The organism is Paracoccus sp. 08 (genome assembly GCF_024105395.1).
In the GTDB taxonomy this organism is placed as follows: Bacteria; Pseudomonadota; Alphaproteobacteria; order Rhodobacterales; family Rhodobacteraceae; genus Paracoccus; species Paracoccus marcusii.
On record NZ_WEKR01000012.1, the window covers coordinates 26531 to 53311 of the forward strand.

General features: G+C 66.6%; 30 protein-coding genes and 1 pseudogene. 13 read left to right on the plus strand and 18 right to left on the minus strand.

Translation table 11 applies throughout. The annotated features are described in order from the left end of the window. Nucleotides 1-10 precede the first annotated feature (10 nt). The gene (locus GBO37_RS06095; RefSeq protein ID WP_252927837.1) at nucleotides 11-901 is read right to left on the minus strand and encodes a LysR family transcriptional regulator; all 891 of its coding nucleotides are present in this window, start codon (nucleotides 899-901) and stop codon (nucleotides 11-13) included. A 111-nt stretch (nucleotides 902-1012) separates the two neighbouring features. On the opposite strand from GBO37_RS06095, the gene GBO37_RS06100 reads away from it, so the two are divergent. The 5 genes and pseudogenes from GBO37_RS06100 (at nucleotide 1013) to GBO37_RS06120 (ending at nucleotide 3892) form a co-directional block, all read left to right on the plus strand. Next, nucleotides 1013-1336: a nuclear transport factor 2 family protein gene (locus tag GBO37_RS06100; protein ID WP_252927839.1), complete on the plus strand. Its 324-nt coding sequence runs from the start codon at nucleotides 1013-1015 to the stop codon at nucleotides 1334-1336. Beyond that, nucleotides 1333-2109: pseudogene (locus GBO37_RS06105) on the plus strand (SDR family oxidoreductase). Before GBO37_RS06100 ends, GBO37_RS06105 begins: the two are co-directional and overlap by 4 nt. A gap of 92 nt (nucleotides 2110-2201) precedes the next feature. Then, the gene (locus GBO37_RS06110) at nucleotides 2202-2396 is read left to right on the plus strand and encodes a hypothetical protein (RefSeq protein ID WP_252927841.1); all 195 of its coding nucleotides are present in this window, start codon (nucleotides 2202-2204) and stop codon (nucleotides 2394-2396) included. Between the two features lie 460 nt (nucleotides 2397-2856). Beyond that, nucleotides 2857-3222, plus strand: a complete 366-nt coding sequence (locus GBO37_RS06115) for a hypothetical protein (RefSeq protein ID WP_252927843.1) — start codon at nucleotides 2857-2859, stop codon at nucleotides 3220-3222. A gap of 292 nt (nucleotides 3223-3514) precedes the next feature. Further along, the gene (locus GBO37_RS06120) at nucleotides 3515-3892 is read left to right on the plus strand and encodes a DUF1622 domain-containing protein (RefSeq protein WP_045981824.1); all 378 of its coding nucleotides are present in this window, start codon (nucleotides 3515-3517) and stop codon (nucleotides 3890-3892) included. Nucleotides 3893-3922: 30 nt separating this feature from the next. On the opposite strand, the gene malQ is transcribed toward GBO37_RS06120, so the two are convergent. From malQ to GBO37_RS06180, 12 genes are all read right to left on the minus strand, one after another. Continuing rightward, complete coding sequence (gene malQ / locus GBO37_RS06125) at nucleotides 3923-5755, minus strand: 4-alpha-glucanotransferase (protein ID WP_252927845.1); 1833 nt, start codon at nucleotides 5753-5755, stop codon at nucleotides 3923-3925. Then, nucleotides 5752-7932 (minus strand): 1,4-alpha-glucan branching protein GlgB, encoded by a 2181-nt coding sequence (gene glgB / locus GBO37_RS06130; protein ID WP_252927847.1) that lies wholly within the window; start codon nucleotides 7930-7932, stop codon nucleotides 5752-5754. The genes malQ and glgB overlap by 4 nt, the downstream gene beginning before the upstream one ends. Further along, the gene (gene treS / locus GBO37_RS06135; protein ID WP_252927848.1) at nucleotides 7929-11228 is read right to left on the minus strand and encodes a maltose alpha-D-glucosyltransferase; all 3300 of its coding nucleotides are present in this window, start codon (nucleotides 11226-11228) and stop codon (nucleotides 7929-7931) included. The genes glgB and treS overlap by 4 nt, the downstream gene beginning before the upstream one ends. After that, on the minus strand, nucleotides 11225-13192 hold the full coding sequence (locus GBO37_RS06140; protein ID WP_252927879.1) for an alpha-1,4-glucan--maltose-1-phosphate maltosyltransferase: 1968 nt from the start codon (nucleotides 13190-13192) through the stop codon (nucleotides 11225-11227). The genes treS and GBO37_RS06140 overlap by 4 nt, the downstream gene beginning before the upstream one ends. Before the next feature lie 205 nt (nucleotides 13193-13397). Then, entirely contained in the window at nucleotides 13398-13604 is a 207-nt protein-coding gene (locus GBO37_RS06145; RefSeq protein ID WP_252927853.1) for a hypothetical protein, read from the minus strand. 10 nt (nucleotides 13605-13614) lie between these two features. Then, nucleotides 13615-14472 (minus strand): SDR family oxidoreductase, encoded by an 858-nt coding sequence (locus GBO37_RS06150; protein ID WP_252927855.1) that lies wholly within the window; start codon nucleotides 14470-14472, stop codon nucleotides 13615-13617. A gap of 80 nt (nucleotides 14473-14552) precedes the next feature. Beyond that, nucleotides 14553-15119: a hypothetical protein gene (locus tag GBO37_RS06155; RefSeq protein WP_252927857.1), complete on the minus strand. Its 567-nt coding sequence runs from the start codon at nucleotides 15117-15119 to the stop codon at nucleotides 14553-14555. Between the two features lie 116 nt (nucleotides 15120-15235). Beyond that, nucleotides 15236-15979, minus strand: coding sequence for a DUF2243 domain-containing protein (locus GBO37_RS06160; protein WP_252927859.1), 744 nt, complete (start codon nucleotides 15977-15979; stop codon nucleotides 15236-15238). Beyond that, nucleotides 15979-16950, minus strand: a complete 972-nt coding sequence (locus GBO37_RS06165; protein ID WP_252927861.1) for an NAD(P)/FAD-dependent oxidoreductase — start codon at nucleotides 16948-16950, stop codon at nucleotides 15979-15981. The genes GBO37_RS06160 and GBO37_RS06165 overlap by 1 nt, the downstream gene beginning before the upstream one ends. Nucleotides 16951-17160: 210 nt before the next feature. Beyond that, on the minus strand, nucleotides 17161-17985 hold the full coding sequence (locus tag GBO37_RS06170; RefSeq protein ID WP_045981831.1) for a manganese catalase family protein: 825 nt from the start codon (nucleotides 17983-17985) through the stop codon (nucleotides 17161-17163). A 55-nt stretch (nucleotides 17986-18040) separates the two neighbouring features. Next, nucleotides 18041-18532, minus strand: a complete 492-nt coding sequence (locus GBO37_RS06175) for a ferritin-like domain-containing protein (RefSeq protein ID WP_252927863.1) — start codon at nucleotides 18530-18532, stop codon at nucleotides 18041-18043. Nucleotides 18533-18607: 75 nt separating this feature from the next. Beyond that, complete coding sequence (locus GBO37_RS06180; protein WP_045981833.1) at nucleotides 18608-18865, minus strand: hypothetical protein; 258 nt, start codon at nucleotides 18863-18865, stop codon at nucleotides 18608-18610. A gap of 168 nt (nucleotides 18866-19033) precedes the next feature. On the opposite strand from GBO37_RS06180, the gene GBO37_RS06185 reads away from it, so the two are divergent. Both GBO37_RS06185 and GBO37_RS06190 read left to right on the plus strand, forming a co-directional pair. Further along, entirely contained in the window at nucleotides 19034-19483 is a 450-nt protein-coding gene (locus tag GBO37_RS06185; protein ID WP_045981834.1) for a DUF892 family protein, read from the plus strand. Between the two features lie 163 nt (nucleotides 19484-19646). Beyond that, nucleotides 19647-20438: a hypothetical protein gene (locus GBO37_RS06190; RefSeq protein WP_252927865.1), complete on the plus strand. Its 792-nt coding sequence runs from the start codon at nucleotides 19647-19649 to the stop codon at nucleotides 20436-20438. A gap of 107 nt (nucleotides 20439-20545) precedes the next feature. Here the strand turns inward: GBO37_RS06190 and GBO37_RS06195 are convergent, their stop codons facing one another. Then, complete coding sequence (locus GBO37_RS06195) at nucleotides 20546-21019, minus strand: sigma-70 family RNA polymerase sigma factor (RefSeq protein WP_252927867.1); 474 nt, start codon at nucleotides 21017-21019, stop codon at nucleotides 20546-20548. Nucleotides 21020-21337: 318 nt separating this feature from the next. Between GBO37_RS06195 and GBO37_RS06200 the strand changes: the two genes are divergently transcribed. Beyond that, nucleotides 21338-21499: a hypothetical protein gene (locus tag GBO37_RS06200; protein WP_252927869.1), complete on the plus strand. Its 162-nt coding sequence runs from the start codon at nucleotides 21338-21340 to the stop codon at nucleotides 21497-21499. Here GBO37_RS06200 and GBO37_RS06205 read toward each other — a convergent pair. Continuing rightward, nucleotides 21496-21918, minus strand: coding sequence for a hypothetical protein (locus GBO37_RS06205; protein ID WP_252927870.1), 423 nt, complete (start codon nucleotides 21916-21918; stop codon nucleotides 21496-21498). The two genes, GBO37_RS06200 and GBO37_RS06205, sit on opposite strands and share 4 nt — an antisense overlap. Nucleotides 21919-22105: 187 nt before the next feature. Here GBO37_RS06205 and GBO37_RS06210 point away from each other — a divergent pair, with 187 nt between their 5' ends. After that, a complete protein-coding gene (locus GBO37_RS06210; RefSeq protein WP_252927872.1) occupies nucleotides 22106-23353 on the plus strand; it encodes a glycosyltransferase in 1248 nt (415 codons plus the stop codon). On the opposite strand, the gene GBO37_RS06215 is transcribed toward GBO37_RS06210, so the two are convergent. Both GBO37_RS06215 and GBO37_RS06220 read right to left on the minus strand, forming a co-directional pair. Continuing rightward, nucleotides 23316-23891, minus strand: coding sequence for a DUF2585 family protein (locus tag GBO37_RS06215; RefSeq protein ID WP_252927874.1), 576 nt, complete (start codon nucleotides 23889-23891; stop codon nucleotides 23316-23318). The genes GBO37_RS06210 and GBO37_RS06215 overlap by 38 nt on opposite strands. A 1-nt stretch (nucleotide 23892) precedes the next feature. After that, a complete protein-coding gene (locus GBO37_RS06220; RefSeq protein WP_157001368.1) occupies nucleotides 23893-24045 on the minus strand; it encodes a hypothetical protein in 153 nt (50 codons plus the stop codon). A 142-nt stretch (nucleotides 24046-24187) separates the two neighbouring features. Here GBO37_RS06220 and GBO37_RS06225 point away from each other — a divergent pair, with 142 nt between their 5' ends. From GBO37_RS06225 to GBO37_RS06240, 4 genes are all read left to right on the plus strand, one after another. Beyond that, nucleotides 24188-24730, plus strand: a complete 543-nt coding sequence (locus GBO37_RS06225) for a cysteine hydrolase family protein (protein WP_045981838.1) — start codon at nucleotides 24188-24190, stop codon at nucleotides 24728-24730. A 163-nt stretch (nucleotides 24731-24893) separates the two neighbouring features. After that, nucleotides 24894-25640 carry an HPP family protein gene (locus GBO37_RS06230; RefSeq protein ID WP_371927496.1) on the plus strand — a complete coding sequence of 249 codons (747 nt, stop codon included), beginning with the start codon at nucleotides 24894-24896 and terminating at the stop codon, nucleotides 25638-25640. A gap of 26 nt (nucleotides 25641-25666) precedes the next feature. Then, complete coding sequence (gene repC / locus GBO37_RS06235) at nucleotides 25667-26245, plus strand: plasmid replication protein RepC (RefSeq protein WP_256480074.1); 579 nt, start codon at nucleotides 25667-25669, stop codon at nucleotides 26243-26245. A gap of 152 nt (nucleotides 26246-26397) precedes the next feature. Continuing rightward, nucleotides 26398-26535, plus strand: a complete 138-nt coding sequence (locus GBO37_RS06240; RefSeq protein ID WP_252927877.1) for a DUF1349 domain-containing protein — start codon at nucleotides 26398-26400, stop codon at nucleotides 26533-26535. Between the two features lie 27 nt (nucleotides 26536-26562). Here the strand turns inward: GBO37_RS06240 and GBO37_RS06245 are convergent. Beyond that, nucleotides 26563-26781 (minus strand): IS3 family transposase (locus GBO37_RS06245; protein WP_252927878.1); only part of this gene is annotated, 219 nt, incomplete at its 5' end.

A 26781-nucleotide genomic window follows, 5' to 3' on the forward strand; every position in this document is an offset into this window, starting at 1 on the left:
CCGCGGACCATCACGCACGCCCCACGTCGCGGACCATGGCCAGGAACGCCGAAAACCCCGCCGACGGATTGCGCCGATCCGGATAGTACAGGCTGAAGCGCGCCCGCGGCGGCGTCCAATCGGCCAGCAGGCGCACCATCCGCCCGGCGGCAATGTCATCGGCCACGTCCTGTTCGATGAAGAACCCGATGCCGGCGCCATCCAGCACCGCGGCGCGCGCGATGGCGGCCTCGTCCAGGGTCAGGCGGCCCTGGGCCTCGATCTGCACCACCTCGGCGCCGCGCTGGAACGGCCAGCGCAGCAGCGCGCCGTTGGGCAGCCGCACCCGGATGCACTCCGCCGGCGGCAGATCGGCGGGCGTCAGGGGCGTACCATGTGCCGCGATCCAATCCGGCGATGCGACGACGGCATGGCGCTGCGGCCGCCCCACGGACAGGGCGATCATGTCACGCGGCACCAGGTCCGCAGGGCGCAGGCCCAAGTCGAACCCTTCGGCCACGATGTCGACCAGCCGCCCTTCGGTGACAAGATCGACCTGCATCCGCGGGTGACGGCGCAGGAAGGCCAGGACCAGCGGCGCCACCTCGCGCCCCGCCTGGACGGATGCGTTGATGCGCAGCAGGCCGGAGGGGGTCGTCCCTTGCGATTGCGCGGTCTCCATCGCGGTGCGGATCTCGGTCACCGCGGGGCCGATGCGGGCGACAAAGGCGCGGCCGGCATCGCTCAGCGACACGCTGCGGGTGGTGCGGTTGAACAGGCGGACGCCAAGCGACGCCTCCAGCCGTGCGATGCTGTGCGACAGGGCGGTCGTCGACATGCCCAGGTCCAGCGCCGCCGCCCGGAACGATCCGCGCCGCGCGATGGCCAGCACTGCCTCCAGCGCCTTCAGCCCTGCATCCATGGCACGACGCCCATTGTCCCGATCCTGTCATTACCAGATGCCGATCTATCCCGATTATCCGCATGACCGTCCAGCGCTATGTTGGGGGCAGCAGACATGAAAGGACGTCCCATGCAGATGCCGCCCCCGATCCGCACCTATTTCACCGCCCGCGCGCCCCAGGATGGCGACGTCTTGGCCGCCGCCTTTGCCAGCACTGCCGTCGTCCATGACGAAGGTCGCGACCATCACGGGCCGCGGCAGATCCGCGACTGGTGGCTGGCCGCCAAGGCCAAGTACCGCCACCATGCCGAACCGATCGACATGATCCAAGCCGATGGCAGGACCTTCGTCCGCGCCACCGTCACCGGCGATTTCCCCGGCAGCCCGGCCATGCTGCGCTTTGCCTTCGCGCTGTCCGACGATCGCATCACCGCATTGGAGATCGGGGCATGACTGGGTTCCTGACGCTGCTGGGCAAGCGCGCCCTGATCACCGGCGGCACGCAGGGCGCGGGCGCGGCCACGGTGGCGCTGTTTCGCGACCTTGGCGCGCGGGTGCTGACCAAGGCGCGCAAGGCCGCCAACCTGCCGGACGACCTGTTCGTCGCCGCCGACCTGACCACCCTGGCGGGATGCGACAGCGTCGCGGCCGCCGTGCGGGATCGGATGGGTGGCGTCGACATCATCGTGCACATGCTGGGCGGATCGTCCGCCCCCGGCGGCGGCTTTGCCACCCTGGGAGAGGCGGAGTGGGAGGCCGAACTGGACCTGAACCTGCGGCCCGCGCTGCGTCTGGACCGCGCGCTGGTGCCCGGCATGGTCGCGCAGGGGTCGGGGGTGGTGATCCACGTGACCTCGATCTAGGCGCTGCTGCCCCTGCCCGAGGCCACGACCGCCTATGCCAGCGCCAAGGCCGCCCTCTCGGTCTACAGCAAGAGCCTGTCCAAGGAGGTCGCGCCTCGTGGCGTGCGCGTCGTCCGCGTGGCGCCGGGATGGATCGAGACCGAGGCCTCGGTCCGGCTGGCCGAACGCGTGGCGGCGGATGCGGGAACGGACCTGGACGGGGGCCGGCGGATCATCATGGACAGCCTTGGCGGCATCCCCCTGGGCCGCCCGTCCCGACCCGCCGAGGTGGCCAGTCTGATCGCGTTCCTGGCGTCCGATCGCGCCGCCAGCATCACCGGCACGGAATACGTGATCGACGGGGGCACCGTGCCGACCGCGTGACGGTCGGCGCCATTCCCGCCCGGCGTGCGTTGCAGCAGATCGGCGGGCCGCAGCCATGCCCGCCCCCACCATCCCGGACCGGAGAGAGCAGAATGCAGACATTCGTCATCGCCTTGGGCGCCGCCCCGCACATGAAGCTGTCGCAGGCAGGCGACGGATTCACCGCGACCGACGCGCCCATGGCATTCGACAGCCATCAGGCGGCCTATGACTATCTTGTCCGGCACACCGAGGACGACCCGCTGAAGGGCGTTCGGGCCGAGATCGTCGAGGATCTGTCGCTCTAGGCGATCTTGCCCGCATAGGGTGAAACTTTTCCGGACCCCGTCCGTAAACTGTATGTGCAGGGTTTGCCCGATCAGCGAGTTCCCTCTCCTCTCAGCCTTCATTAGGCGGGTGGATCGGCCCCCTGCAGCGGCCCCCGGTCCCGTTTCCGGGGGCCGGTCCTGTTCGTGCCGTCCGATATGCGATCACCCCACCCTGTCGAAACAGATAGGCTGACTGGTCAATCAATTTCAGGCATAAGGTACATAACAACCGGGGACGTTGATTGGTGTTGCTTTAGGTTCTTTCCCCGGTTGTTTATCTGCCCGAACCGGTTTTGTACGCGACGCGTGCGGGACGGGACCGCCGATCGATCCATCCGCTATCATTGCTACGCCCCCTGTCATCATCACGACACTGTGCCGCCCTTCGGGGAACCGGCTGCGATCCCTCCTGTTGAGGTGGGACGCAAACGGGAGATGCATGATGGATGACACACGGGTGTGGAACTTTGAGGAAAGCCTGTGGCGCGCCTCGGAAGGGCGGTACCATGAGCGGGTCGACCCCGAATGCGTGATGGCGCTGAGCCATGCGCCCTATCTGTTTCACGGCGAGGCCGCGGTCGAGGCTGTCACCGGCACGCCGGAATGGGATGAGGTCGCCTTTTCCAAACGCCATATCTCTCGTCCCCAGGAGGGTCTGATCGTCGTCGGCTATGAGGTCAAGGCGCAGAAGAGCGACACCACCTTTACCGCCGCCTGCACATCCGTCTATCGGCAGAAGGCCCATGAGGACTGGACGGTCGTCCAGCACGCACAGGTCGTGCAGGGGCATGGCGATCAGGCCTGATGATCGGTCAACAGTTCAGGCAGTAGGATCGATCCCGGCAGGAATGCCGGGATTTTCTGTTGGATTTGAATGGTTCGGGATCGAACTTTTTTCGTAACGCTCTCCTTGTAACGGTCTTGAATGACGCCCCAATGGGCGCGCCGGAGGGCGGACAGGCGATCACTTATTGGCGTCGGGCATTAGGGCGATGATGTCCGACAAACCTTGGGAGGTGCATCGGATACCGTCTTCGTCTATTCCCTGCCTGAATGGACCAAAACGGCATGAACCGGCCGCCACCAGATGAGGCAGCATGACTGACACGACGATGTCCTCCATGGCGGATCACCTGGGCATGGTGGCGACGGGGCTGGAATGGATCGTGATCGCGCTGGAGCTGTTCGCGATCGGGATCCTGCTTCTGGGCGTGGCGCGTTTCGCCACGCGCTTCGTGTCGGGTGATGTGATGCACCGCGACGCGCATGACCGCCATCATCAGCTGAACCATGGGCGGCTGGCACTTGGCCGGCACATCCTGGCAGGGCTGGAGGTGCTGATCGTGGCCGACCTGATCCGCACCATCCTGCATCTCAGTCTGGCGAACATCCTGCTGCTGGGCGCGATCGTGGTCATCCGGTCCTTCATCTCGTTCATGATGGAGTACGAGATGAAGGCGTTGAAGAACGACTGACGGCCCTTGGCGCTGCCTGATCCGCAGGGGTCAGGCAGCGTCGGGGCCAATCGGCCGTTCCGCCGCCAGTCCGCCTGTCAGATCCCGAAACAGCGCCGTTGCCACCAGATCGTCCAGCGGCATCGACAGCTTGCGCCGCCAGTTGGGATATTCGTCCACCGTCGACGGCACGTTGACCGGGTGCAGCTCGGCCGCCAGATCCTCCAGACGCACGGCGAACAAGCGCGACGGCGCGCTGGCCAAGTGGCGATGCACGGCGATGGTCAATGTGGTGGGGGCGTCGCTCGGGTCGATCCCCGCCGCGACGTCGGCCGTCAGCAGCCCTGCCGCGACAAGATCGGTCAACAGATCGGCGCGTTCCACCGTGCGCGCATCGCGCTGTTCGGTCGCGGCCGCGTCGCTGATGAAGCCGAACCGCTGGCGCAGGGCCACGTCGTCACCCTTCCACCAGCCGCGAAACGTTGGCAGGTCATGCGTGGACAGGCAGGCCAGCGCATCGCGCGGATAGTCCGCGGGCGGGATGAAGCCGTCCTCGCGTCGTTCGAAAAAGAAGATGCGATAGGACAGGATGCGGCAGGCCTCCATCACCTCGCGGAAGCCCGGGGGGACGTTGCCCAAGTCCTCTCCGATGATGGTGGTCCGGTTCTGCCGGGATGCCTCGGCCAGGGCGGACAGCATGTCCTCCAGCGGATAGCGGGCATAGGTTCCGTCGGCGGCCCCTGCCCCCTCCGGCATCAGGAACAGCTGCCACAGTCCCATCGCATGATCGATCCGCAGCGCGCCTGCCTGCCGTGTCGCGTGCCGGATCAGATCGCGGAACGGTGCCGCGCGGGTCGCGGCCATGGCGACGGGCGACAGCGGTGCCAGACCCCAGTCCTGCCCCTGTTCGTTGAAGTAATCGGGCGGCGCGCCGATGCGCACGTCGGGCAGCACGATGTCGCTGCCCCAGCTGCCGGACCCGTCGGCCGCCTCTCCGACGGCGAAATCCAGATAGAGGCCGATCGCCATACCCAGATCGCGACAGCGGTCGCGCAGGGTCTGCGACTGTGACTGGCACAGATATTGCAGCCACATGTGAAAGGCGACGTCGTCCGCCCGTTCCTGCGCCAGCTGCCGCATGGCATCGCCATCGACATCGCGCCATGCCTTGGGCCAGCCAAGCCAACCCGCGCCGTGACCGGCATCGACCATCGCAGCCGAGGCGACCTCGAACAGCGCATGACGGCGCAGATCGTCGCCGCCTTGGGCCACGAAATCGTCCGGCAGGGTCGCGCCTGCGGACCATATGGCGCGCAAGGCCGACAGCTTGGCCGCGGCTACGCCCGGATAGTCGACCAGTTCCGCGGCGCGCAGGTCCTCAAGCACCGCCGCATCGGCCATGTCGGCGCGAAAACCCGGCACCTGATCGACCGCCAAGTACAGCGGGTTCAGGAACCGGCGGTTCGATGGAGAGAACGGGCTGCACCGTGACGGGTCGGCCAGAAACATCGCGTGCAGCGGGTTCAGGCCCAGAAACGCCGCCCCGGCTTGTGCGGCATAACCGGCCAGCACGTGCAGGTCGCCGAAATCGCCGATGCCCCAGTTGCGATCGCTGCGCAGCTGGTACAGCTGCAAGGCGATGCCCCAGTGACGACCCTGACCGGGCATATGGCATTGCGCACCGGCGGGCGCGGTCAGGCGCGGCTCTGACGCCAAGGGCGGCAGCGTGTCCGCGTCGAACGCCTCCAGCAACCCGCGCAAAGTTTCGTCGGGGGCGTCATGCACGGCGCCCCCGACCAGATCGTATTGCGGCTGGATGCCATAGGCGCGGGCGCGGGCATGCAGGTCGCTGCCATCACCCTGCGCCGGAGGGGCAGAGGTCATGCCTGCACCGGCATCAGCACGATGGTCGCCAGCGGCGGCAGGGTCAGGCTCAGCGACTGGTCGCGGCCATGCCAGACGACGGCTTCGGCATCGCGCACCGCCGCGTTGCCGACACCCGATCCGCCATAGGCCTGATCGTCGCTGTTCAGCACCTCGCGCCAGGCACCGGGAACCGGAATGCCGATCCGGTAATCCTCGCGCACGACGGGGGTCAGGTTGCACACCACCACCACCGGGGGCGCGCCGTCGTCCGACTTGCGCATCCAGACCAGCACGCTCTGGGCGCTGTCGCTGCTGTCGATCCATTCGAACCCGTCGGGATCGCAATCCAGCCGGTGCAGCGCGGGCGTGTCGCGATACAGCCGGTTCAGGTCCCCGACCAGCGCCTGCACGCCGGAATGCATGGGGTCGTCCAGCAGATGCCAGTCCAGCGACTGGTCGTGGTTCCATTCGCGGTCCTGCGCGAATTCGCAGCCCATGAACAACAGCTTCTTGCCCGGATGGGTCCACATGAAGGCATAATAGGCCCGCAGGTTCGCGAACTTCTGCCAGCGGTCTCCGGCCATCTGGCGGATCAGCGATCCCTTGCCGTGCACGACCTCGTCATGGCTCAGCGGCAGGACGAAATCCTCGGAGAAGGTATAGACCAGGCCGAAGGTCAGATCGTGCTGATGATACTGCCGATGGATCGGGTCCAGCCGGAAATAGGCCAGCGTGTCGTGCATCCAGCCCATGTTCCACTTGAACGCAAAGCCCAGGCCCCCCTGGTCGACCGGACGGCTGACCATCGGGAAGGCGGTCGATTCCTCGGCGATGGTCACGGCGCCGGGATGGTCGGTGGTGACACGGGTGTTCACCTCGCGCAGAAAGTCGATGGCCTCCAGGTTCTGGTTGCCGCCATGCCGGTTGGGCACCCATTCTCCGGGCTGGCGCGAATAGTCCAGATACAGCATCGACGCCACCGCATCCACGCGCAGCGCGTCGACATGGAACTTGTCGACCCAGTACAGCGCGCTGGCCTGCAGGAAATTGGCAACCTCGCGGCGGCCGAAGTTGTAGATCAGCGTGTTCCAGTCCTGATGGAGCCCTTGGCGCGGATCGGCATGTTCGTACAGCGCCGTGCCGTCGAACTGCGCCAGACCATGGGCGTCGGACGGGAAATGCGCGGGCACCCAGTCCATGATGACGCCGATGCCCGCCTGGTGCAGCCGGTCCACCAGCCGCGCGAACGCCTCGGGGGAACCAAAGCGGCTGGTCGGGGCGAACAGGCCCACGGGCTGATAGCCCCATGATCCGGTAAAGGGATGTTCGCCCACCGGCAGGAATTCGACATGGGTAAAGGCCATCTGCTGGACATAGGGCACCAGCAGATCGGCCATCGCGTCATAGTCCAGGATCTCGGCATCGCCGCCCCGGCGCCATGACCCCAGATGCACCTCATAGATCGAGATGGGCGCCTGGCGGTCCTGCCGACGCGCGCGTTCGGTCATCCATGCGCCGTCGCGCCAGTCGTGATCGGGCAGCCCGTGGACGACGGACGCGGTTTCCGGCGGCTGCTGATGGGCGAACCCGACGGGGTCCGCCTTGAGCGGCAGGCGTTCGCCATGCGCGCTGAGGATCTCGTACTTGTAGACCTCTCCGGTCGTCAGGCCGGGGATAAACAGCTCCCAAATGCCGGGGCCAAGACGGCGGCGCATCGGGTGGCGGCGTCCGTCCCATGCGTTGAAATGGCCGACCACGCTGACGCGGCGGGCATTGGGTGCCCAGACCGCAAAGGCCACGCCGGCGACGCCCTGATGGGTGACCGGATGGGCACCCAGCTTGTCGTACAGGCGGCGGTGGCTGCCTTCGGCCAGAAGGTATTCATCCATCTCTCCCAGCACGGGGCCAAAGCGATAGGGGTCGTCGACCTGCCATTCATGATCGCCCGCCCGCATCGTCAGCCGATAGTCCCCCTGCGGGGCGGGCCCGCAGAAGAACCCCTCGGGGTGGATGCGTTCCAGCGGAAAGACACCGCTATCGGCCACCGCGCGGACCTCGGCGGCTTGGGGCGCAAAGACGCGCAGCTGCCCGTCATGCGGACCCAGGATCGCGAAGGGATCGTGATGCTGGCCCCGCAGGATCGCCTCGATCCCGGTGGAGGTCAGCCCGTCGGGCAGATATGCGATATCGGTCATGCGTTCTCCTGCGTCAGCAGTTCCAGGATACCGGCCAGCGGGATGCCAACCCAGGCCGGGCGGTTGCCCAGCTCGTATCCGGTCTCGTAGATGGCCTTCTGCAGCAGGAACAAATCCAGCAATGCATCGGCCGCGGCGCGGTCGGATGGCAGGTTCGCGGACCCGTCGACATGCTGGCGATAGCTGTCCAGGAAGGCCGCGCTGGCAGTGCGCCGCCAATCCTCGATCCGCTCCAGCGCCTGTTCGACCGTCGTGCCAAAGCTGGCGCGATGCCGTGCCACGACCGTCATCGCGGCATAATCAAAGGACCGCAGCATGCCCGCCACGTCGCGCAAGGGCGACGACAGGGCCCGACGTTCGTCCAGCGACCGCGCGGGTTCGCCTTCGAAATCGATGATGGCCACATCGTTCTGCGCCAGCAGGACCTGGCCCAGGTGATAATCGCCATGGATGCGCGACAGCCCGCCGGATGGGGTCAGCTCTGCAACCCGGCGCAGACGGTCCAGCAACGCGTCGCGCTGCGCCAGCACCTGTTGCGCCAAGGGCGCCGCGTCGTCCGGCAGGTCGGCCTGTTCCAGCCGGGCCAGCATCGCCTCGGCATCGGCGACCGCATCATCGGCCCAACCGCGCAGTGTCTCGGCGGTCAGGTCCTGCAGCGCGAAGGCCGGATCATCGGTGGGCGTCGCCAGGGCGCGGTGCAGCTCGGCAGTCCGCTGTCCCAGCAAGGTGCCGATCGACAGCGGAAAGTCGTATCCGTGCCGCMCCGGCGCGGCATCGCCCGCCGAGGTCCAGCCGTCGCTTTCGTTCAGCTCCAGCATCAGCGCATCGACGATGCCCGTCCAGGCGTCCCCCCGGTTCGGGACGAAGGCAAAGGCGGCCGCCAGGGTCGTGTTCTGATCACCCTTGTGATCCAGATGGCCCAGGTAGCGCGGCGTATGGGCAAAGCCCGCGACCGTGGTCAGGAACTGCGCCACCTCGACATCGGGCTGATGCCCGGTGCGCAGGCGACGATACAGCTTCAGGATGATCTGGTCCGAGAAGGCGATCGACAGGTTCGACTGCTCGACCCCCATCTGCCGCGGAGTGCCGGGTTCAGTGATGGCACGCAGGGCATCGGTGCCGTGGAACTGCAGATCGCCTTGGGCCTTGCCCTCAACCATCCCGTCCAGCAGCAGCTGCGGCAGGCGTTCGTCGAAGGCGCCGTCGACCAGCGCGCCAACCCGTGCGGTGTGGCGGATCTTGGCCAGCGTCCAGGACAGCTTGGGCGCACCGGGACGCAGGTTCTCGTCGCCCCACCGGGCCGACAGGGGCAGGAAATAGCTCTGCTCCTCGCCCTCACCGCCGGGGGTCACGTCCAGCGCGACCATCGCATGTTCGCCCTGCCCCAGATCGCCCAGCTGACGCAGACGGACATGGGCCGGGGCGGACTGGTCCTTGGCCGCGAACCAGCGCTGCAGCGGCAGCCATTGGGGTAGAACCTCTGCCTGCAGCTGCGCCCCCTCGCGGCCGGCCAGCGCGGTGCTGACCTTGCCGTCGCGGGTGGTCAGCGTCATGAATTCCGGCAGGATGTCGGGCAGCTGTTCGTGCCAGGACGGCATCTCTTCCTCGCCCGACAGGGCGAACCAGAAGAACCCATAGGCCGGCAGCGTCAGCATGTAGGGCAGATCGCCGATCGGCGGAAAGGCCGACCGGCCGGTCAGCTCCACCGGAACCATGCCGCGGCGGCTGGCCAGGTCCAGCTCGACCGCCTGCGCGCTGTCTGACAAGTTGGCGACGCACAGATAGGCGCGCCCCTCGTGTTCGCGGACATAGGCCAGGATCTTGCGGTTGCGCGGATAAAGCAGCGTCATCTCTCCGCGCCCAAAGGCCGGATGCTGGCGGCGCACGGTGATCATCCGGCGCATCCAGTTCAGCAGCGACGACGGGTCGTCCGCCTGCGCCTCGACGTTGATCACCTGGTGGCCATAGACCGCGTCGATGATCGTCGGCAGATAAAGCTGCTGCGGCTTGGCCGTGGAAAAGCCCGCATTGCGGTCGCCCGACCACTGCATCGGCGTCCGGACCCCGTCACGGTCGCCCAGGTAATAGTTGTCGCCCATGCCAATCTCGTCACCGTAATAGATGATCGGCGTGCCGGGCATCGACAGCAGCAGCGAATTCAAGAGCTCGATCTTGCGGCGGTCGTTCTGCATCAGCGGCGCCAGGCGGCGGCGGATGCCCAGGTTGATGCGCGCCCGCGTGTCGGTGGCATAGGTCTGCCACAGATAGTCGCGCTCCTCCGACGTCACCATCTCCAGCGTCAGCTCGTCATGGTTGCGCAGGAAGATGCCCCACTGGCAGTTTTCCGGGATCTCGGGCGTCTGGCGGATGATGTCGGTGATCGGGTGACGGTCAGCCTGCGCCAGCGCCATGTACATGCGCGGCATCAGCGGGAAATGGAAACCCATGTGGCACTCGTCACCCTCGCCGAAATAGGGGCGGGTGTCCTCGGGCCACTGGTTCGCCTCGGCCAGCAGCATCCGGTCGGGGAAATGCTTGTCCAGATCGGCACGGATGGCCTTCAGGACGTCATGCGTCTCGGGCAGGTTCTCGTTGTTGGTGCCGTCGCGTTCGACCAGATAGGGGATCGCATCCAGGCGCAGCCCGTCCACGCCCATCTCCAGCCACATGCGCATGACCTTGAGAACCTCGGCCAACACCTTGGGGTTGTCGAAGTTCAGGTCGGGCTGGTGCGAATAGAACCGGTGCCAGTAATAGGCGCCCGCGACCGGGTCCCACGTCCAGTTCGACTTTTCCGTGTCCAGAAAGATGATCCGCGTCTCGGGCCATTTCTCGTCCGTGTCGGACCAGACATAGAAGTCGCGAGCCGCCGATCCGGGCTTGGCATGGCGGGCCTTCTGGAACCACGGATGCTGGTCGCTGGTGTGGTTGATGACCAGTTCGGTGATCACGCGGATGCCGCGCCGATGCGCCTCGGTCACGAAGGCCTTGAAGTCGCGCATCGCGCCATAGGACGGATTGATCGACCGATAGTCGGCGATGTCATAGCCGTCGTCGCGCAGGGGCGAGGGATAGAAGGGCAGCAGCCAGATGGCCGTCACGCCCAACTCCTGAACATAGTCTAGCCGCTGCATCAGCCCGGCGAAATCGCCGATGCCATCGCCGTTCGAATCCATGAACGCCTTGATGTGCAGCTGATAGATGACCGCATCCTTGTACCAGTCGGCCTGGTCGCGGTCGATGCCGCCGGTCACGGCGAAGGTTGCGCCGTCGCGCTTGGGGTTCGGGATGTTCATGGGCGCGGCGCTCCGGGTGCGATGAGTTGCCAGATGGCATAGGGACGGGTCTGCGGATCAAGATCCAGGGTCTGGGTCTTGCCGTGCCAGGTGAAGCTGTTGCCGTGGATCAGGTCACGGACCTCGATCGACGCGTCGTCGGGCAGGCCGAATTCCCACAGCGGGACCTCGAACTGGAACACCTGGGTGTTGTGCGGGTCCAGGTTGACGTGGATCAGCACGTAATCGTCCCCGGAACGCTTGCCATAGGCCAGAACCTGGTCGTTATGGGCCATGTGGAAGGTCAGATCGGTGAACTGGCGCAGCGCCGGGTGATCGCGGCGCAGGCGGTTCATCAGGCGGATGTCGTCCTGGATGTTGCCCGGCTGGTCCATGTCCCAGACCCGCAGCTGATACTTCTCGCTGTCCAGATACTCTTCCTTGCCGGGCACGGGCGCGGCTTCGCAGATCTCGTAACCGCTATAGACGCCGTAATTGCCACCCAGGGTCGCGGCCAGTACCAGACGGATGCGAAAGCCAGGCCGACCGCTGGACTGCAGATAGCGTGGATTGATGTCGGGGGTATTCACGAAGAAGTTCGGGTTCATCACCAGACGGCTGTCGGTCTGCGTCAGCTCGGTCAGGTATTCGATGATCTCGGCCTTTTCGTTGCGCCAGGTGAAATAGGAATAGGATTGCGAAAAGCCGACCTTGGCCAGCCGCTTCATCACCTTGGGCCGGGTGAAGGCCTCGGCCAGAAAGATCACGCCCGGATCGACGCGACGGACCTCGGCGATCATCCACTCCCAGAACGGGAAAGGCTTGGTGTGCGGGTTGTCCACGCGAAAGATGCGCACCCCGTGGTTCACCCAGAACAGCACGATGTCGCGCAGCGCGTACCACAGCCCCGGCAGGGCATCACGATAGAAATGGACGTTGACGATGTCTTCGTACTTCTTGGGCGGGTTCTCGGCGAACTTGATGGTGCCGTCGGGGCGCCAGTCGAACCATTCCGGGTGTTCCCTGATCCACGGGTGATCCGGCGAGCACTGGATCGCGAAATCCAGCGCGATCTCCAGCCCGTGGTCGCGAGCGGCATCGATCAGGCGGCGGAAATCGTCGAAATCGCCCAGTTCGGGGTGGATCGCATCATGCCCGCCATCCGCGGACCCGATGGCATAGGGGCTGCCGGGATCGTCCGGCCCTGCGGTCAGGCTGTTGTTCGGACCCTTGCGGTTCGTACGCCCGATCGGGTGGATCGGCGGGAAATACAGCACGTCAAAGCCCAAATCGCGCACATAGGGCAGGCGCGCGATCACGTCGTCGAAGGTGCCGTGCCGATCCATGCTGCCCGATTGTGACCGGGGCATCAGTTCATACCACGCGCTGAAGGCCGCTGCCTGCCGGTCGACATGCAAAGGCAGCGTGTCAGACAGCGTCAGGTCGGTCCGGGGTGCAGCGCGGTTCATCAGCGCGGTCACCGGATCATCCGTCAGCGCGGTCAGGCGGGCCGCATCGCCCTGCGCGGCCAGACCGTCGTCCTGCACCAGAACCGCATCCAGCGCGGCCCGGTCGTCGGCGCCGGCGCGGCCCTTGGGGCCCATGGCGGCCTCGATCAGACGCCGGCCCTCGGTCAGTTCCAGCGATATGGCTTGACCCGCGGCATGCTTGGCCAGGATCTCCTTGCGCCATGTCGCGAACAGGTCGCGCCAAGCGGCAAAGCCGATCTGATAGTCTCCAGGCGCGTCGAAGGCGTGACTGGCCTGCCAGCGGTCGTTGATGACGAAGGTCATCGGCACCTCGGCAAAATCCTCCTGCCCGACCGGGCGCCACAGCAAAGCGGCGTCGATGATGTCGTGCCCGTCCGAAAAGATGTCCGCCTGGAACAGGTCCGGCTGCCCGGCCACGACCTTTGCCGCAAAGCGCCCGCCATCGACCTGATGGGAAATCCCCTCGATCGCCAGACGCGCGGCGGCGAGGCGCAACAGGGTCGGATCGGCATCGGCCGCCCGTCGCGGCGATCGCCGGGGGGTGCGGGCCTTGGCGGGGGATGGCGTGGCGGGCTGGTCGTTGGACACGGATATGCCTCCTTGGATCGGACAGGAACAGAACAGGCGCCGCCCGCGAATGTTCCGGCAGAAGGCGAAACAAGGGTCGATTTGCCCGCACCAAAGGCAGGAAGGCCGGGCCCTAGTAGGTGCCCGGCGGATCGCTGGCCGGAAAGGATTCGTCCCCGCGTTCATCGATGTCGGACCATTCCAGGGGCGGATCGCGCATCTGGTCGGGCCCTGCGGGACGGATCGCGTCGCCCGCGTTAGGGCCGGATCGGCGCGTGGCGGACCGGACCAGCAGCGCGACCCCCGCAAGGGCCGCGACAAGGGCAAGCGTTCTGGTCATGGCATCCCCCTCAGATGATCGGCTGGCCACCGGTGACCGCGATGGTCGCCCCGGAGATGTAGCTGGAGGCCGCCTCCGCCAGCATCACATAGGCCGATGCCAGTTCCGCAGGCTGCGCCGGCCGCCCGATTGGATAGTTCTGGCCGAAGGTGGCGACCTTGTCGCCCGGAAAGCTGGCCGGGATCAGCGGCGTCCAGACCGGCCCCGGCGCCACGACATTCGCGCGGATGCCGCGATCGGCCAGCATCTGCGCAAGGCCCGCGGTGAAGTTCTGGATCGCGCCCTTGGTCGTGGCATAGGCCAGCAGGTCGGGGCTGGGCTTGTCGGCATTCACCGACGCGGTGTTGATGATCGCGGCCCCCCGGCCCATATGCGCGACCGCAGCCTTGGTCAGATGGAACATCGCGTCGATGTTGGTGGCGAAGGTATAGCGCCACTCCTCGTCGCTGATGTCCTCGATTTTGGCAAAGCTGCGCTGATGGGCGGCGTTGTTGATCAGGATGTCGATGCGCCCGAACCGATCGGCGGTCTGCGCGATCACGTCGCGACAGKTTTCGGCCTTGGACAGGTCGGTCATGATGACCAGACACTCGCGTCCGGCCTGGCGGACCAGGGCGGCGGTATCCTCCATGTCCCCCTTCTCGTCCAGGCAGACCAGCGCCAGGTCGGCCCCCTCGCGGGCATAGGCGATGGCCACGGCGCGGCCGATGCCGCTGTCGGCGCCGGTGATCAGCGCCACGCGCCCCGTCAGACGGCCGTTGCCCTTCCAGCTGTCCTCGCCGTGATCGGGAACCGGGTCCATCCTGCGGAAGCTGCCGGGCAGGTCCTGTTCCTGTTCGGGAAAGGGCGGATAGGGATAATCGGTCATGCGCGGTCTCCTGTGGCATTCGGGCCCGTCACGGGACGGACCGGTGCCTGCAACCGGCGACAGGGCGCGATGTTCCCGCCCTAGTGGAAATGGCGGGGCAGGTTCCGCGCGATCTCGTGGTCCATCAGGGCGATCATCAGGCCGCGCAGGGTGCCCGTGACGGCATCGCCGCCCTCGATGGCGCGGATCGCCTGCAGCATCACCCGCTCGACCAGGCGTTCGGCCGCGGCGGCGTCCGAGGCAACCAGGCGGACATAGGACAGCATGTCCACCATGACCTCCTGCACCCCGTCCGCGTCACCGAACCGCAGGCGTTGCGCATGCAACTGCAGCAGAAGGCTGCGCGTCGGGCTGGGCTTGGCATGAATGACTGTCTGGCTGAACCGGTCCGGGACGTCCCGCGCGGTATAGCCGGTCAGAAAGACGAACGGCACCTCCTGCAGGCTCAGCTGATCGGCGATGCAGAACGACGTCTGCGCGCCCAAGCGCACGTCCAGGATCGCCGCGTCGGCATCCGCGCTGGTCAGGCTGCACATCGCATCGCCGATGTCCGAAAAGGGACCGATCACGGTGTCGCCAAGATTGCTGATGTCGCGGGACAGCTGTTCGGCGATCAGGAATTCGTCTTCGACCACCAGAATGCGCATGGTCCCCCCGGATCGCCATCGTCAGGCATGACCCTATCCAATCACGCAAAGACTGCCCATTAAACATACCTTAACGGAAGGACCTGTTTCGGCGAAAAATTGCCTATCGTGCAATATCAGGTTCTGCGCCATCCCAGGCAGCCCGCGGGCAGGCCCCCGCCCGCGACCAGCAGGGCGCCCTGTGCGTACAGGCGCCATGCGCCGCCGGCGGGCATGTCGACCACGGCCAGGGACAGGGCCGCGTCCTGCCACAGGATGGCTGCGCCTGTTGCGGTCAGGCGGTCGCGGATCTGGGCGTCCGTCAGGTCCTTGCGGAACACGACCGAGGCAACCCGACCGTCGCCGGGCGGCTGTGCGGCCCAGGTGCCCATCCCGACGGTCAGCGCCAGCAGCGCGGCCGTGACGCCACCGACGCGACCTTCGGGACCGCGCGGCCCCATCGCCACGTACAATCCCGCGGCCGCGGGCACGATGCCGAACCCGATCAGCCAGCCCGCATCCCACAGCAGCGGGGCCGGGCTGTCATCCCGGATGCGGTGGATGCCCAGCACCCAATGCGACAGCACCGCATCGATGCCTTGCCACAGTCCGAACCCGACCGGCAGCATGGCCCACAGCCGGCGGCGCGGATCGGCGCCGATCACCGACCGGTGGCGCCACACCGCCACCAGCCCGACCAGCGCAACCGCGTACATGGCGGCGTGGAAATAACCGTCCCACAGGATCTGCAGCCGCAACTCGTCCATGCCCAACACCAGGCTGAGAAGATGGTGCCATTGCAGGATCTGGTGCAGCAGGACCCCGTCGAAAAAGCCGCCCAGGGCAAATCCCAGGGTCACCGCGGGCAGCCACGCCCGCATCACCCGCCCTCCAGCGGGGCGGGGGCCAGGGCACGCCCCTCGGCTGTGCGCAGAACGCTGTGGATGCGGCTGGCGGCGATCTGGGCCTGGCCCATCGCGGTGCCGATCTGGTTCAGCCCGGTCGTCAGATCGCCCGCGGCGAACAGGCCCGGCACCGTCGTCTGCTGATGATCGTCCGTGGGGATCCGGCCATCCGGCGCGGGGATCAGGCCAAGCCGGGTCGCCAGTCCCGCCTGCGCCACGGCCCCCAGGCCCGACCAGACCGCCTCGACCCGCAGCGGGGGCGCATTCGGGCGGATCAGCGCGACCCCCGGCCCGGACAGGTCCCAGGTCACGTCCGGCGACGTGTCAACCGCGACGCCCGCATTCGTCACGCTGCCGTGATCGTCAGGCGACAGTCGCAGCGGCGCGCCAAGCGTCAGCAGGGTGACCTGCCGCGTGTAATGGGATAGGAACAGCGCCTCGGACGCGGCATGGGCATTGGCGCCGATCACGGCCACCGGCCTGTCCGTCGCCTCATAGGCATCGCAGACCGGGCACAGGCGCAGCTGGCCGGCCAGGATCGCGGCGCGGGCATCGGGGATCGGCGGCAGCCGGTCGACGGCCCCGGTGGCTAGGATGACATGCCGTGCGATGTGCAGGCTGCCCGCCAGAACTTCGAACCCGCCATGCGGCAGGGGGTCCAGGCGCACCACGCGTCCCCGGATGATGGGAACGCCCAGATCGGTCACCTGCTGGCGCATCCGCCCCAGCAGGCGACCGCCCCGGATGCCCGTTGGATAGCCCGGATGGTTCCAGGTCCGCGGGATCAGCGCGGCGCGGCTGGCACCTGCATCGATGACGACCACGCGACGCCGGAACCGGGCCAGATGGATCGCCGCCGTCAGCCCGGCCGGACCCCCGCCGATGATGACGCAGTCCAGCATCACGCTGTCACCTGCGCCGGCGTGACCGGAAATGGACTGTCTCATGATCGCGTTGGCATCCGGCCGGGGATGGGCGTCGCGCAACGACCGATCCGCCGTTCCGTGCGAACGGCTGTCGCCCGGTGCGACCTGTCGCAAGGCGCCGAAAGACTGCGGCGCCCGATTTCAGGTACGGCGGCGACGGATAGGTTGTCGGTCATGGGCATGTCCTGGCACGAGGGCGTGCCGGCGACCCCAGGGCCGCCGGCACGGATGCTACATCTGCTCGGTCTGCGCGCCGCTGCCGGTGCGGGCCGGACCCAGGTCGGGCTGCTGACCCATCGCGGTCGTGGGCTGGGACGTAAACTGGCCCTTGCCGTCGACGGACGGACCCTGCGACCAGCGGCCGTCGACCGGCGCGCTGCCATCCGCCTGGAACCCCAGGAAGGCATAGCTGAACTCGGACTGCTCCTCGGCCTGGGGAAAGCTGTTCGGGATCGGGAAAGCGCCCTGCGCGCCGCCCAACTCCTCAAGTGCGGCCATCCACTGGTTCTGGTGCATCGTGTCCCGCGCGATCAGATAGGACAGCATGTCCTTCATCCCCGGGTCGTCGGTCATGTTGTACAGCCGCACGGCCAACGTACGCCCGGTGGATTCGGCGGCGATGTTGGCGGTCATGTCGGCGGCGATGTTGCCGCTGGCATAGATATGGGACATATCGAAGGGCACGCCGTCGCTGTCCACCGGCATCGCCGACAGACCCGCCGACAGCAGGTTCTTGAGGTTCATGCCACCCATCACGGCCTCGACCGCCTTGTCACGGGCGCCCTCTTCCTGCATCGCCAGGGGCGCGCCTTCCAGGTTCAGGGCGACCGCGGTGGCCAGCATCTCGATATGGCCCAGCTCCTCGGCGGCGGTGTTCATCAGCAGGTCGCGGAACCGGGCGTCGCCGCGCGCGCCGCAGGCCTGAAAGAAATACTGCATCGCCACGCGGATCTCTCCCTCGACGCCGCCGATGGCCTGCTGCAGGGCGCGGGCGAACAGCGGGTTCGGGGCATCGACGCGGACGGGATATTGCAGCTTGTTGTCGGTATAGAACATGGATCTCTCCGATTTGGGGGGCCGGCGCCGCGCGATGCGGGCCGGTGGGGTCGGGTCAGCCCTGGGCCGCGGCGTTGATGACGGTCTCGGCCAGACCGGTCAGGATCTCGTCGGTGGCCGTCTCCTCCTGCAGGGTCTGGTCCAGCAGGCGCTCGGCATCCGCCAGGCCCAGCTGCGCGGCCCAGGCCTTCAGCGTGCCATAGCGGGCGATCTCGTAATGCTCGACGGCCTGGGCCGCGGCCAGCAGGCCCGCATCCAGCGCGGGGCTACCCTTGAACTCCTCCATGATCTCCTGTGCCTCGGCGATGATCCCCTCGATCGCGTCGCAGGTCTTGCCGGTCGGGCGCTTGCCCAGGGCATCGAACACCTCGGACAGGCGCTCGTACTGGGTCTGCGTTTCCTGTTCGTGGGTCTGGAAGGCGGCCTTCAGCTCGGGGTCCTGCGCCGCACGCGCCATCTTGCGCAGCGCGTTGCCGATCTTGCGTTCGGCGTAATAGATGTCCTTCAGCGTTTCATGAAACAGCGTGTCCAGTGTCTGTTCGGCCATGGGTGCTCTCCTTGACGTTTTGGGGCCGCTGAACCGGCGGTTGCGGCGAAKGTTCCAGCGCGCCGACCGAAAAACTCACAGCGCGATCAGCAGGACGACGGCGATCCCCACGATCACCGCCAGCGGGATGGCGATGGTGCCCAGCAGCATCATCGCCCCCGACCTGGCGGGGACGCGGTAATAGGCCATGTCGGCGGGCTGGCCGCTTTCGGCGGCGGATTCGTCGATCCTGGCGGACGGGGGCGCGGTGCCGTCGGTCTGGGCGCCAGGTCGATCGGCGGGTCGATCGGCGGGCTGATCGGCGGGCGACGGGCGTTCGGGATCCTGGGTCATGGGCCTCTCCTGTTGGGGCGGGGCGTGCAACCGGGGCGGGGCCGCGATGTTCCCGCCCATCGTCGCGCCGGGCGGATCGGGTGCCGTCGAACGATGCCTTGGAACAAACCGGCGATCCGCCGGTTGCACGCCCCCAAATCCGGAACGTCCCACAGAAAGGACCCTCCCATGGCCACCACCGTCGGCACCGAAGACACGATCACAGACCTGGTCACGAACCTGATCCTGCTGGAGCGCGATGCCATCGCCGCTTACGAATCCACGATCTCGCGGCTGTCGGACCCGGCTTTGTCGCAGCAGGTCGAGACGTTCCGCCAGGATCACCTGCAGCATCTGGAGGTGCTGAACCAGATCGCCGCCGAGACGGGCGCCGATGCGCCGGCGGAAGGCGACATGAAGCAGATGCTGACCACGGGCAAGATCGCCCTGGCCGGACTGATGGGAGACGGCACGATCCTCAAGGCCATGCGTACCAACGAGGAAGACACCGTCACCGCCTATGAACGCGCGTCGAGCCACCCCTCGGCGCTTCCCAAGACGCTGGCCTTCTTCCAGAAGGCCTTGGCGGACGAACGTCGGCACCGCGACTGGATGCAGCGGACCGCCGACATGCTGTGAAGGACGCCCAACTCCCCCGGGTCGTCCTTCGGGACCGGCGCTGTGCCCGAGCGCCGGTCCTTTTTTCGTCTCACGCAGGCGTGCGGGAACATCTGCGGTTGGCCCCGGTTGGGACCGTCCAAGCGCATGACCACGGCGCATTATCATCTCCGGAGGAGACATCATGACCTGGACACTGACACAGACCAGCCGCGCGGCCCTTGTCGCGGCGACCCTTGCCCTGGCACTGCCGGGCGCGTCCCTGGCTCAGACCACTGCACCCGACAGCGCAGGCGGCGGCGCGGCGGCGGACGGTGCCGTCCTGGGCGGCGGCGGGGCCCCGATGACCGGCACCGAGGATGCAGGGGCCGAAGGCTCCAGCACCGCCGACATGAGCACCACGACCGGCAGCGGTCAGAATACGGGATCGGCCGCGCAGTCGGGCGGTTCGGGCGACATGTCGCTGACCTATGAACGCGTCGTGGCCGACCTGCAGTCGGGCCGCGACTACGGCGACCAGCTGGAGGGGATGGATGCGGACACGACCGTCACCGTCATGGGCCTCAGCGAGCTGGAACAGGTGGGCGGCGGCGCGGTCTCGACCGCCGAGGAGGGCACGCCCCCGATGACCGGCGGCCAGACCACGATCGACACGAACGGCTCGGCCGCGATGCAGTCGGACACCACCTCCGGCGCCTCGGCCGGCGGCGCGGTGGATGCCCCCGCAGGCATCGCGGACGGGATGGCGACCGGAGGCGGAACCCAGACCAGTGCCGTGACCGAAAGCACGCCGGGCGATGTCGACGCAGCGCTTGAGCATGCCCAGGACAACCTGACCACCCTGCGGGAAACCCTGTCGGAAAACCAAGCCGTCACGGACGCGCTGGAGGCCGCCGATCACACCACCGACGACGTGATCGCCCTGCATCGCGACGGTCAGGAACTGACGGTGATCGTGGACGACCGCGACGAATGACGATCAGAGCGGGGCCCGATCATCGGGTCTCGCATATCCAACGCAGGGACATCATGCGATGTCATCGGAACCGCGGACGCTGACCGGGCCTGACGCATGCGGACACTTCAGAACTCCGGTTCCAACGCCCGTTTCAGCATCGTCCGCGCCCGGTTCACGCGGCTCTTGATGGTGCCGATGTCGCATTCCAGGATCTCGGCCGCGCGGATATAGCTTTCGCCCAAGACCGACACCAGAACGATGGCCTCGCGATAATGAACGGGGATCCGGCCTAGCTGGTCCCACACCTCCTGATGGCGCAGGTGCCATTCCTGCGTGGCTCGCGATATCGGCTTGTCGGACACGCAATCCTCGGACCCGGTGCGTTCGCGGGCCGACTTGCGGACATTGGTGTAGAAGCGGTTACGCATGATCGTGAAAAGCCAGGCCCGCATATGGGTGCCCGGCTGGTACTTGTCGGCATATTCGATGGCCCGCAACAGGGTCTCCTGAACCAGATCGTCGGGATCCTCCTGTCGCCCGCATAACGAGCGCGCATAGGCGCGCAGGGCTGGAATGTGGTGAAGTACATTGTCGGACATGGTCGGCTACGCCTGTTCCCAAAGCAGAACGCTGAACAAATGCGTACATACCGATCTGGTTCCGAAAACGTGATCGGCCGGCCGTTTCCCGCCTGTTTCGGCGATGCGCGCGTCTTCGGGAACATCCCAACGGTTTGCAGGTTCAGCGGACGGACATCACGGGGGGTGCCTGCGCCGTTTTCGCAACGATGCGTGACCGTCGGGGACGAATTCGCGGTGCCACGGCAAATGTGAACTGTCACCAACCCCGCACCGTGGTATCTGCTGAAGGCAATGGAAGACGTGTTTGGCAGGCCGCCAGGCGCTTTTGAGGTCACGATGAGCAAGACGGATCACCGCCCGCCCCAGGACGAAATGGACGACAGCATGAAGGAACTGCTGATCGAGATGGAAAAGGTGGCCGTGCCGCCCCGGCTGCAGGAACTGGCACGCCGTCTTGAGGCCGCCATCGCGGCGTCCAAGGCGCGCCGGGACGGCTAGCCCCCGATCACGCCGCGCCGGGCCGACCGGATGCGGCATTGCGGCCCGAACACGCGGGTCCGGCGCGTCGCGTCGGCCAGGGCCATCACCGCGTCGATGCAGGCATCGCCGATGATCGGCTTGACGAAATGCGGCACCGCGTCAAAGCGTTCGGGCATGTCCTCCCTTTCGAAACCGGTCACGAAGATGAAGGGCACCCCCTGTTCCGCCAGCGCGTCCGCCAGGGGAAAGGCCAGCTGGGTGCGCAGCTGGACGTCCAGGATCGCCGTATTCGGACGCTGCCGGGCGGACATCAGCGCGACGGCCAGGGGGATCGACCCGGTCGGACCCAGAACGGTCGCCCCGCGATCGCGGACCTCCGTCGCCAGGTGCAGCGCGGCCCAATAGTCGTCCTCCACGATCAGTATCCTGCAGGTCATGGCCGTTCCTTTCGTTCCGCACGGGCGGCGCAACCGGCAAGTCGGGACCATGTTCCTGACGGCGCGGAACAAACCGCCCCGATCGCGGTTCAGCCCGCCACGAAGGCCCGATCCGTCGATGGTGCATTGCCGGGGACAAAGTTTTGCAACGATTGCCCCAAACCGTCGTTGGGCCTGCAAGAGGACGATGATGGTACAATACGACCGGCTTGCCGCCCGCATCCTGATGATCTGCCCGCCCTATCCCAGCCATCGCCAGGCCTTCGCCGCGCTGGCCGAGGAGCTGCGCGCCCGCGGCCACCATGTCCGCTTTCTGGCCGGCGACACGGTCCGCTCCAGGCCCTGCCTGCCGCCCGACAACCGCCCCCATTCCGCGCGCCTGCACGGAGAGATCGCCGCGGGCGCCGCGCGCACGCAGATGCTGTGCCGGCTTGGTCCGGCGGCCATCGCCGCCTATCGGCCCGACCTGATCCTGGGCGATCAGACAGAGCCGGCGGCGGGCCTGCTGTCGCGCCACATGCACATCCCGATGGTGTCGATCGCATGCGCCCTGCCCTTCGACGACGAACCCGGCGTGCCGATCCCGTTCCTGGGGTGGCGCCCCGACCACAGCGAACGGGGGATCGAACGGCTGCGGACCGCGCGGCGGATCGCGCAATGGGTGATGCGGCGGCAGTCGCGGGTGATCCAGACCATCGCCCTGGACTGGGACCTTGGGCCGCTGCGCGATTTCACCGATTGCGTGTCGCCCCTGATGACGCTGGCGCAGGCCGTGCCGGGGTTCGACCACCCTCGTCCCGTGACCGGCGGGCGGGTGCGCCACATGGGCCTGTTCCGCGCCCCGGTCGCCGAGCCGCTGCCCTGCGACATCCGCCCTGACCCGGATCGACCGCTGGTCTTTGTCAGCCTGGGCACGCTGCAGGGGCACCGGCACCGCCTGCTGGCGCGGATCGCGCGGGCCTGTCGCCGGGCCGGGGCGCAGGTGCTTGTCTCGCTTGGCGGCCAGTCGGCCGAGGGCGCGCGCGACATCCCCGCGGATTGGGTCCGCAGCTTTGTCCCGCAGCGCGCGATCCTGGAACGCGCGCAGGTCTGCGTGACCCATGCGGGCATGAACACGGTCATGGAGTGCCTGGAACAGGGCGTGCCGATGCTGGCCCTGCCCTTGACCAACGATCAGCCGGGCGTCGCCGCCCGCATCGCCCGGACCGGAACCGGGCTGCGCCTGTCGCCCCGGTGGGCGTCCGAGGCACGCATCCACGACGCGCTGTGCCGCCTGCTGGACGACCCGTCGTTTCGGGCGAACGTCCACGGCTTTGCGCAGGACGCGCCGCATTGGCCGCGCGCCGCGGGGGCCGCGGACGCGATCGAAGGCGTGCTGGGCCGACGCCCGACCCTGGTCACAGCGCCTGATGCAGCGCGCGAATGGCGGCGATGATGAAACCGTCCTGAATCCAAAGGGACAGCGCGATCTCTGTCCCGACCGCCAGGGCCAGCACGACCCGCGCCGATGCGGCCCGCGCGAACAGCGCCCCGGCAACCGCGCAGGCCGTGTCGGCGAATGCGTTCAGGCGACTGTCACCATGATAGGCCAACGGGTCCGCAGCGTCATAGCCGAACAGTCGGATGCTGACGGGCAGGTTCTCGATCACCTCCCAGGTCGTGCTGCTGGCGACGACGACGGCCAGCAGCGCCCAGAGGCCCAGATCGGGCCGCAGCCGCGTGACCAGCAGGACCAGCAGCGCGCCCGTCACCGCATGCAGCAGGGAATAGGGGTCCAGCAGGGTCTGGGAATTCAGCGCCGGATCGCCGGGCATTGCCCAGATCCGGCCGCAGTCGCAGCCCCAGGGACGTTCCAGCGCCGCAAAGACCGCCAGCTTGACGGCGGTCGCGATGACGATCACCGCGACCGCCCGTGCGGCCTGCCGCGACCCCTGATCGTCAGGGGTCGCGGCCGCGTCGGGATGCGCCGTCACGTCAGGATTTGGACGGGGTTTCGTCGGCGGACGGCTTGTCCATCTTGGCCGGGTTCATCACGTCGAACTCCTTGGGGTCGTGGGGTACGCCCTGGCCCTGGCCCTGGCCGTTCTGGCGGGGCACGACGGGGTCGGATTTCTTCTTGTCGTCCATGGCGCGGTCCTTTCGTCGGTCATGTCCGCATCAACATCCCGCCGCGGGCGATGTTCCGTCCGGATCGCAGGCTTTGCGCCATGACCCCTATCGCGATGCGGGGCATCCGGTGCACCATGGCCCGACTGACAGGAGGAACCCCATGTCCAAACGCGCCATTCTGGTCGTCGATCTGCAGAACGAATACTGGCCCGACGGCAACCTTCCCCTTCACGGGATCGAGGCCGCCGCCCACAACGCCGCCCGCGTGATCGCCCATGCCCGTTCCAGGGGCGATCTGGTCGTGAACATCCGACACGAGATCCCCGGCGGCCCGATCTTCGTCCCCGGCAGCGCGGGTGCCCGGATCAACGACGTCGTGGCCCCCGCCCAGGACGAGGCGGTCATCACCAAGAACCACCCCAACTCGTTCCGCGAGACCGGGCTCAAGGATCTGCTGGACGAACACGGCGTCCGCGACGTGGTCGTCGTTGGCGCCATGAGCCACATGTGCATCGACGCGACCACCCGCGCCGCCAACGACCACGGCTTTGCCACCACCACGATCCACGATGCCTGCGCGACCCGCGACATCGAGTTCGGCGGCCAGACCGCCCCCGCGGCGCATGTCCACACCGCGATCATGGGCGCGCTGGCGTTTCTTTATGGCGATGTCATCAGCACCCAAGATTTCCTGAAGACCTGATGGCCCCGGCCCGATGCGCGGACCGCGCGTCGGGCCGCCGCTGCGGGGTGAACACCACGCAGGCTGCAGGCGCCCGCCGCGGGCATATCCCGAAATGCGCTTTCATCTGCCCAAATAATGGACATAGTGACCGCGAAACGTGCAGTTGACCGGGACTGGGACCATGCGACCACTGATGATCAGCGCACTGCGCGCCTTGGGCCCGTCGGTCGCCTCGACCCCCCTGCCCGAGGCGGTGCGGGCGGGCATCGGGGCCGTCGCGGGCCTGATCATCGCCGGGCTGTTCGTGCTGTCGCCCGCGGTCGACAGCCAGCTGGGCCTGTACCTGATCGCGCCCTTCGGGGCCAGTTCGGTCCTGCTGTTCGCGGTCCCGAACAGTCCGCTGGCGCAGCCCTGGGCCGCGATCGTGGGCAATACGGTGGCGGCGCTGATCGGTGTCGCGGTGTGCCTGCATGTCGCCGATCCCGCGCTGCGGATCGCGGTGGCGGTGGGCCTGGCCATCACCGCGACGATCCTGTGCCGCGCATTGCACCCCCCTGCCGGGGCCGTCGCCATGACCGCCGCGATGAGCCCCGACGCCATCGCGGACCTCGGCTATCGCTTTGCGGTGACGCCGGTGGCGGCGGGGACGGTGCTGCTGGTCGTCGTCGCGGCGGTCTATGCGCAGCTGACCGGGCGCCGCTATCCGATGCGCCAGGTGGACGACCGCAACGCCCACCGCACCGCCGACCCGGACCCCGCCGCGCGCATCGGCCTGTCCGAGGATCAGCTGACCGATCTTCTGGAACGCTATCGGCAGAACTTCAACCTGGGCGCGGGCGATCTGGCCCGCCTGGTGAACTCCGCTGTAAGCGTGAATCAGTGGTCATCAGCCTTCGCGACTTGTCTAAGCTTATGGCTTGGGACGTAGAGCACACAGCTACAGACTGAGCTAGCTTGCAGCAGAGTTATTCAGATCTTCAACGCTGCCTTCGGCGTAAGTTGGACATGTCGCAGCTACAGCATCTCGAGCAAGGGATTCGCCTGCTAACAGGTGAAATTGATGCACTTCTCGCGCCGGTTAAAGCTGATGAAACATCAAAAATGAGCGTCAGTGCCAGCCATTTTGAGCGGCACCATCAAAGTTCAAATAAAGATTGCTTGGAATTTGAAAAAGGCAACGAAGTGGAGCACCCCTCACCGCAAGCGATACTGCTTGGACTTATACTGAAAGCAACACCAAGTATTTGTGATTACGGTCCCGATGCCATTCACACATGGGAAAGCCTAGTAGAAGCTGCTGACATTGTACGACCAATGCTAGGCATCACGCTGGACGCCTGGCAAAGAGCGTGTCGTATCATGGGTCCAGAAAGCGCAGCTGTCACAATGGCATGTATTTTGCAACGACATGGGACAATTCTTCGACCTGGCGGATATTTCCGTAGTCTAACGGATAAGGCCGAGGAAAAAGGATTCCCTCCAGGCCCGATGGTTATGGCATTGCTACGCTGCGATAATCACCGAGAAGTGTGAAAGTTGACCGCTGTCAACTTTGCCAGCATCCCGTACCGAAAAACAGGTTGTTTTACACAACCACAATGAACGGCCTATCTTGCGACCGACCATCCAGTTCCATCCAACCAAAATAATCTCCATTGGAAACCTCTAGCGCAGCAGGATCCAAGATGACTGATCTCAAATGGCTGAACCCACCCGAAAACGTAACAAAGGACGGTGACGTGCTCAGGGTTACCACCGGTGACAAGACCGACTTCTGGCGCGGGACATTCTACGGCTTCTATCGTGACAACGGCCATTTCTGAGCTGCTACCGGTTTTGTGGGCAGCAGGTTAAGCTAGCATAGCGCGGGCCTCGAACTCCATGGGGCTGAGATAGCCCAGTTTCGAATGGCGCCGCCGCGGGTTGTAGAAGCGTTCGATGTAGTCGAAGATATCGGCGCGGGCTTCATTTCGGGTCCGATACACTTTTCGGGCGGTGCGTTCAGTTTTCAGCGTTGAGAAGAAACTTTCCATCGCCGAGTTGTCCCAGACATTGCCCGCTCTGCTCAT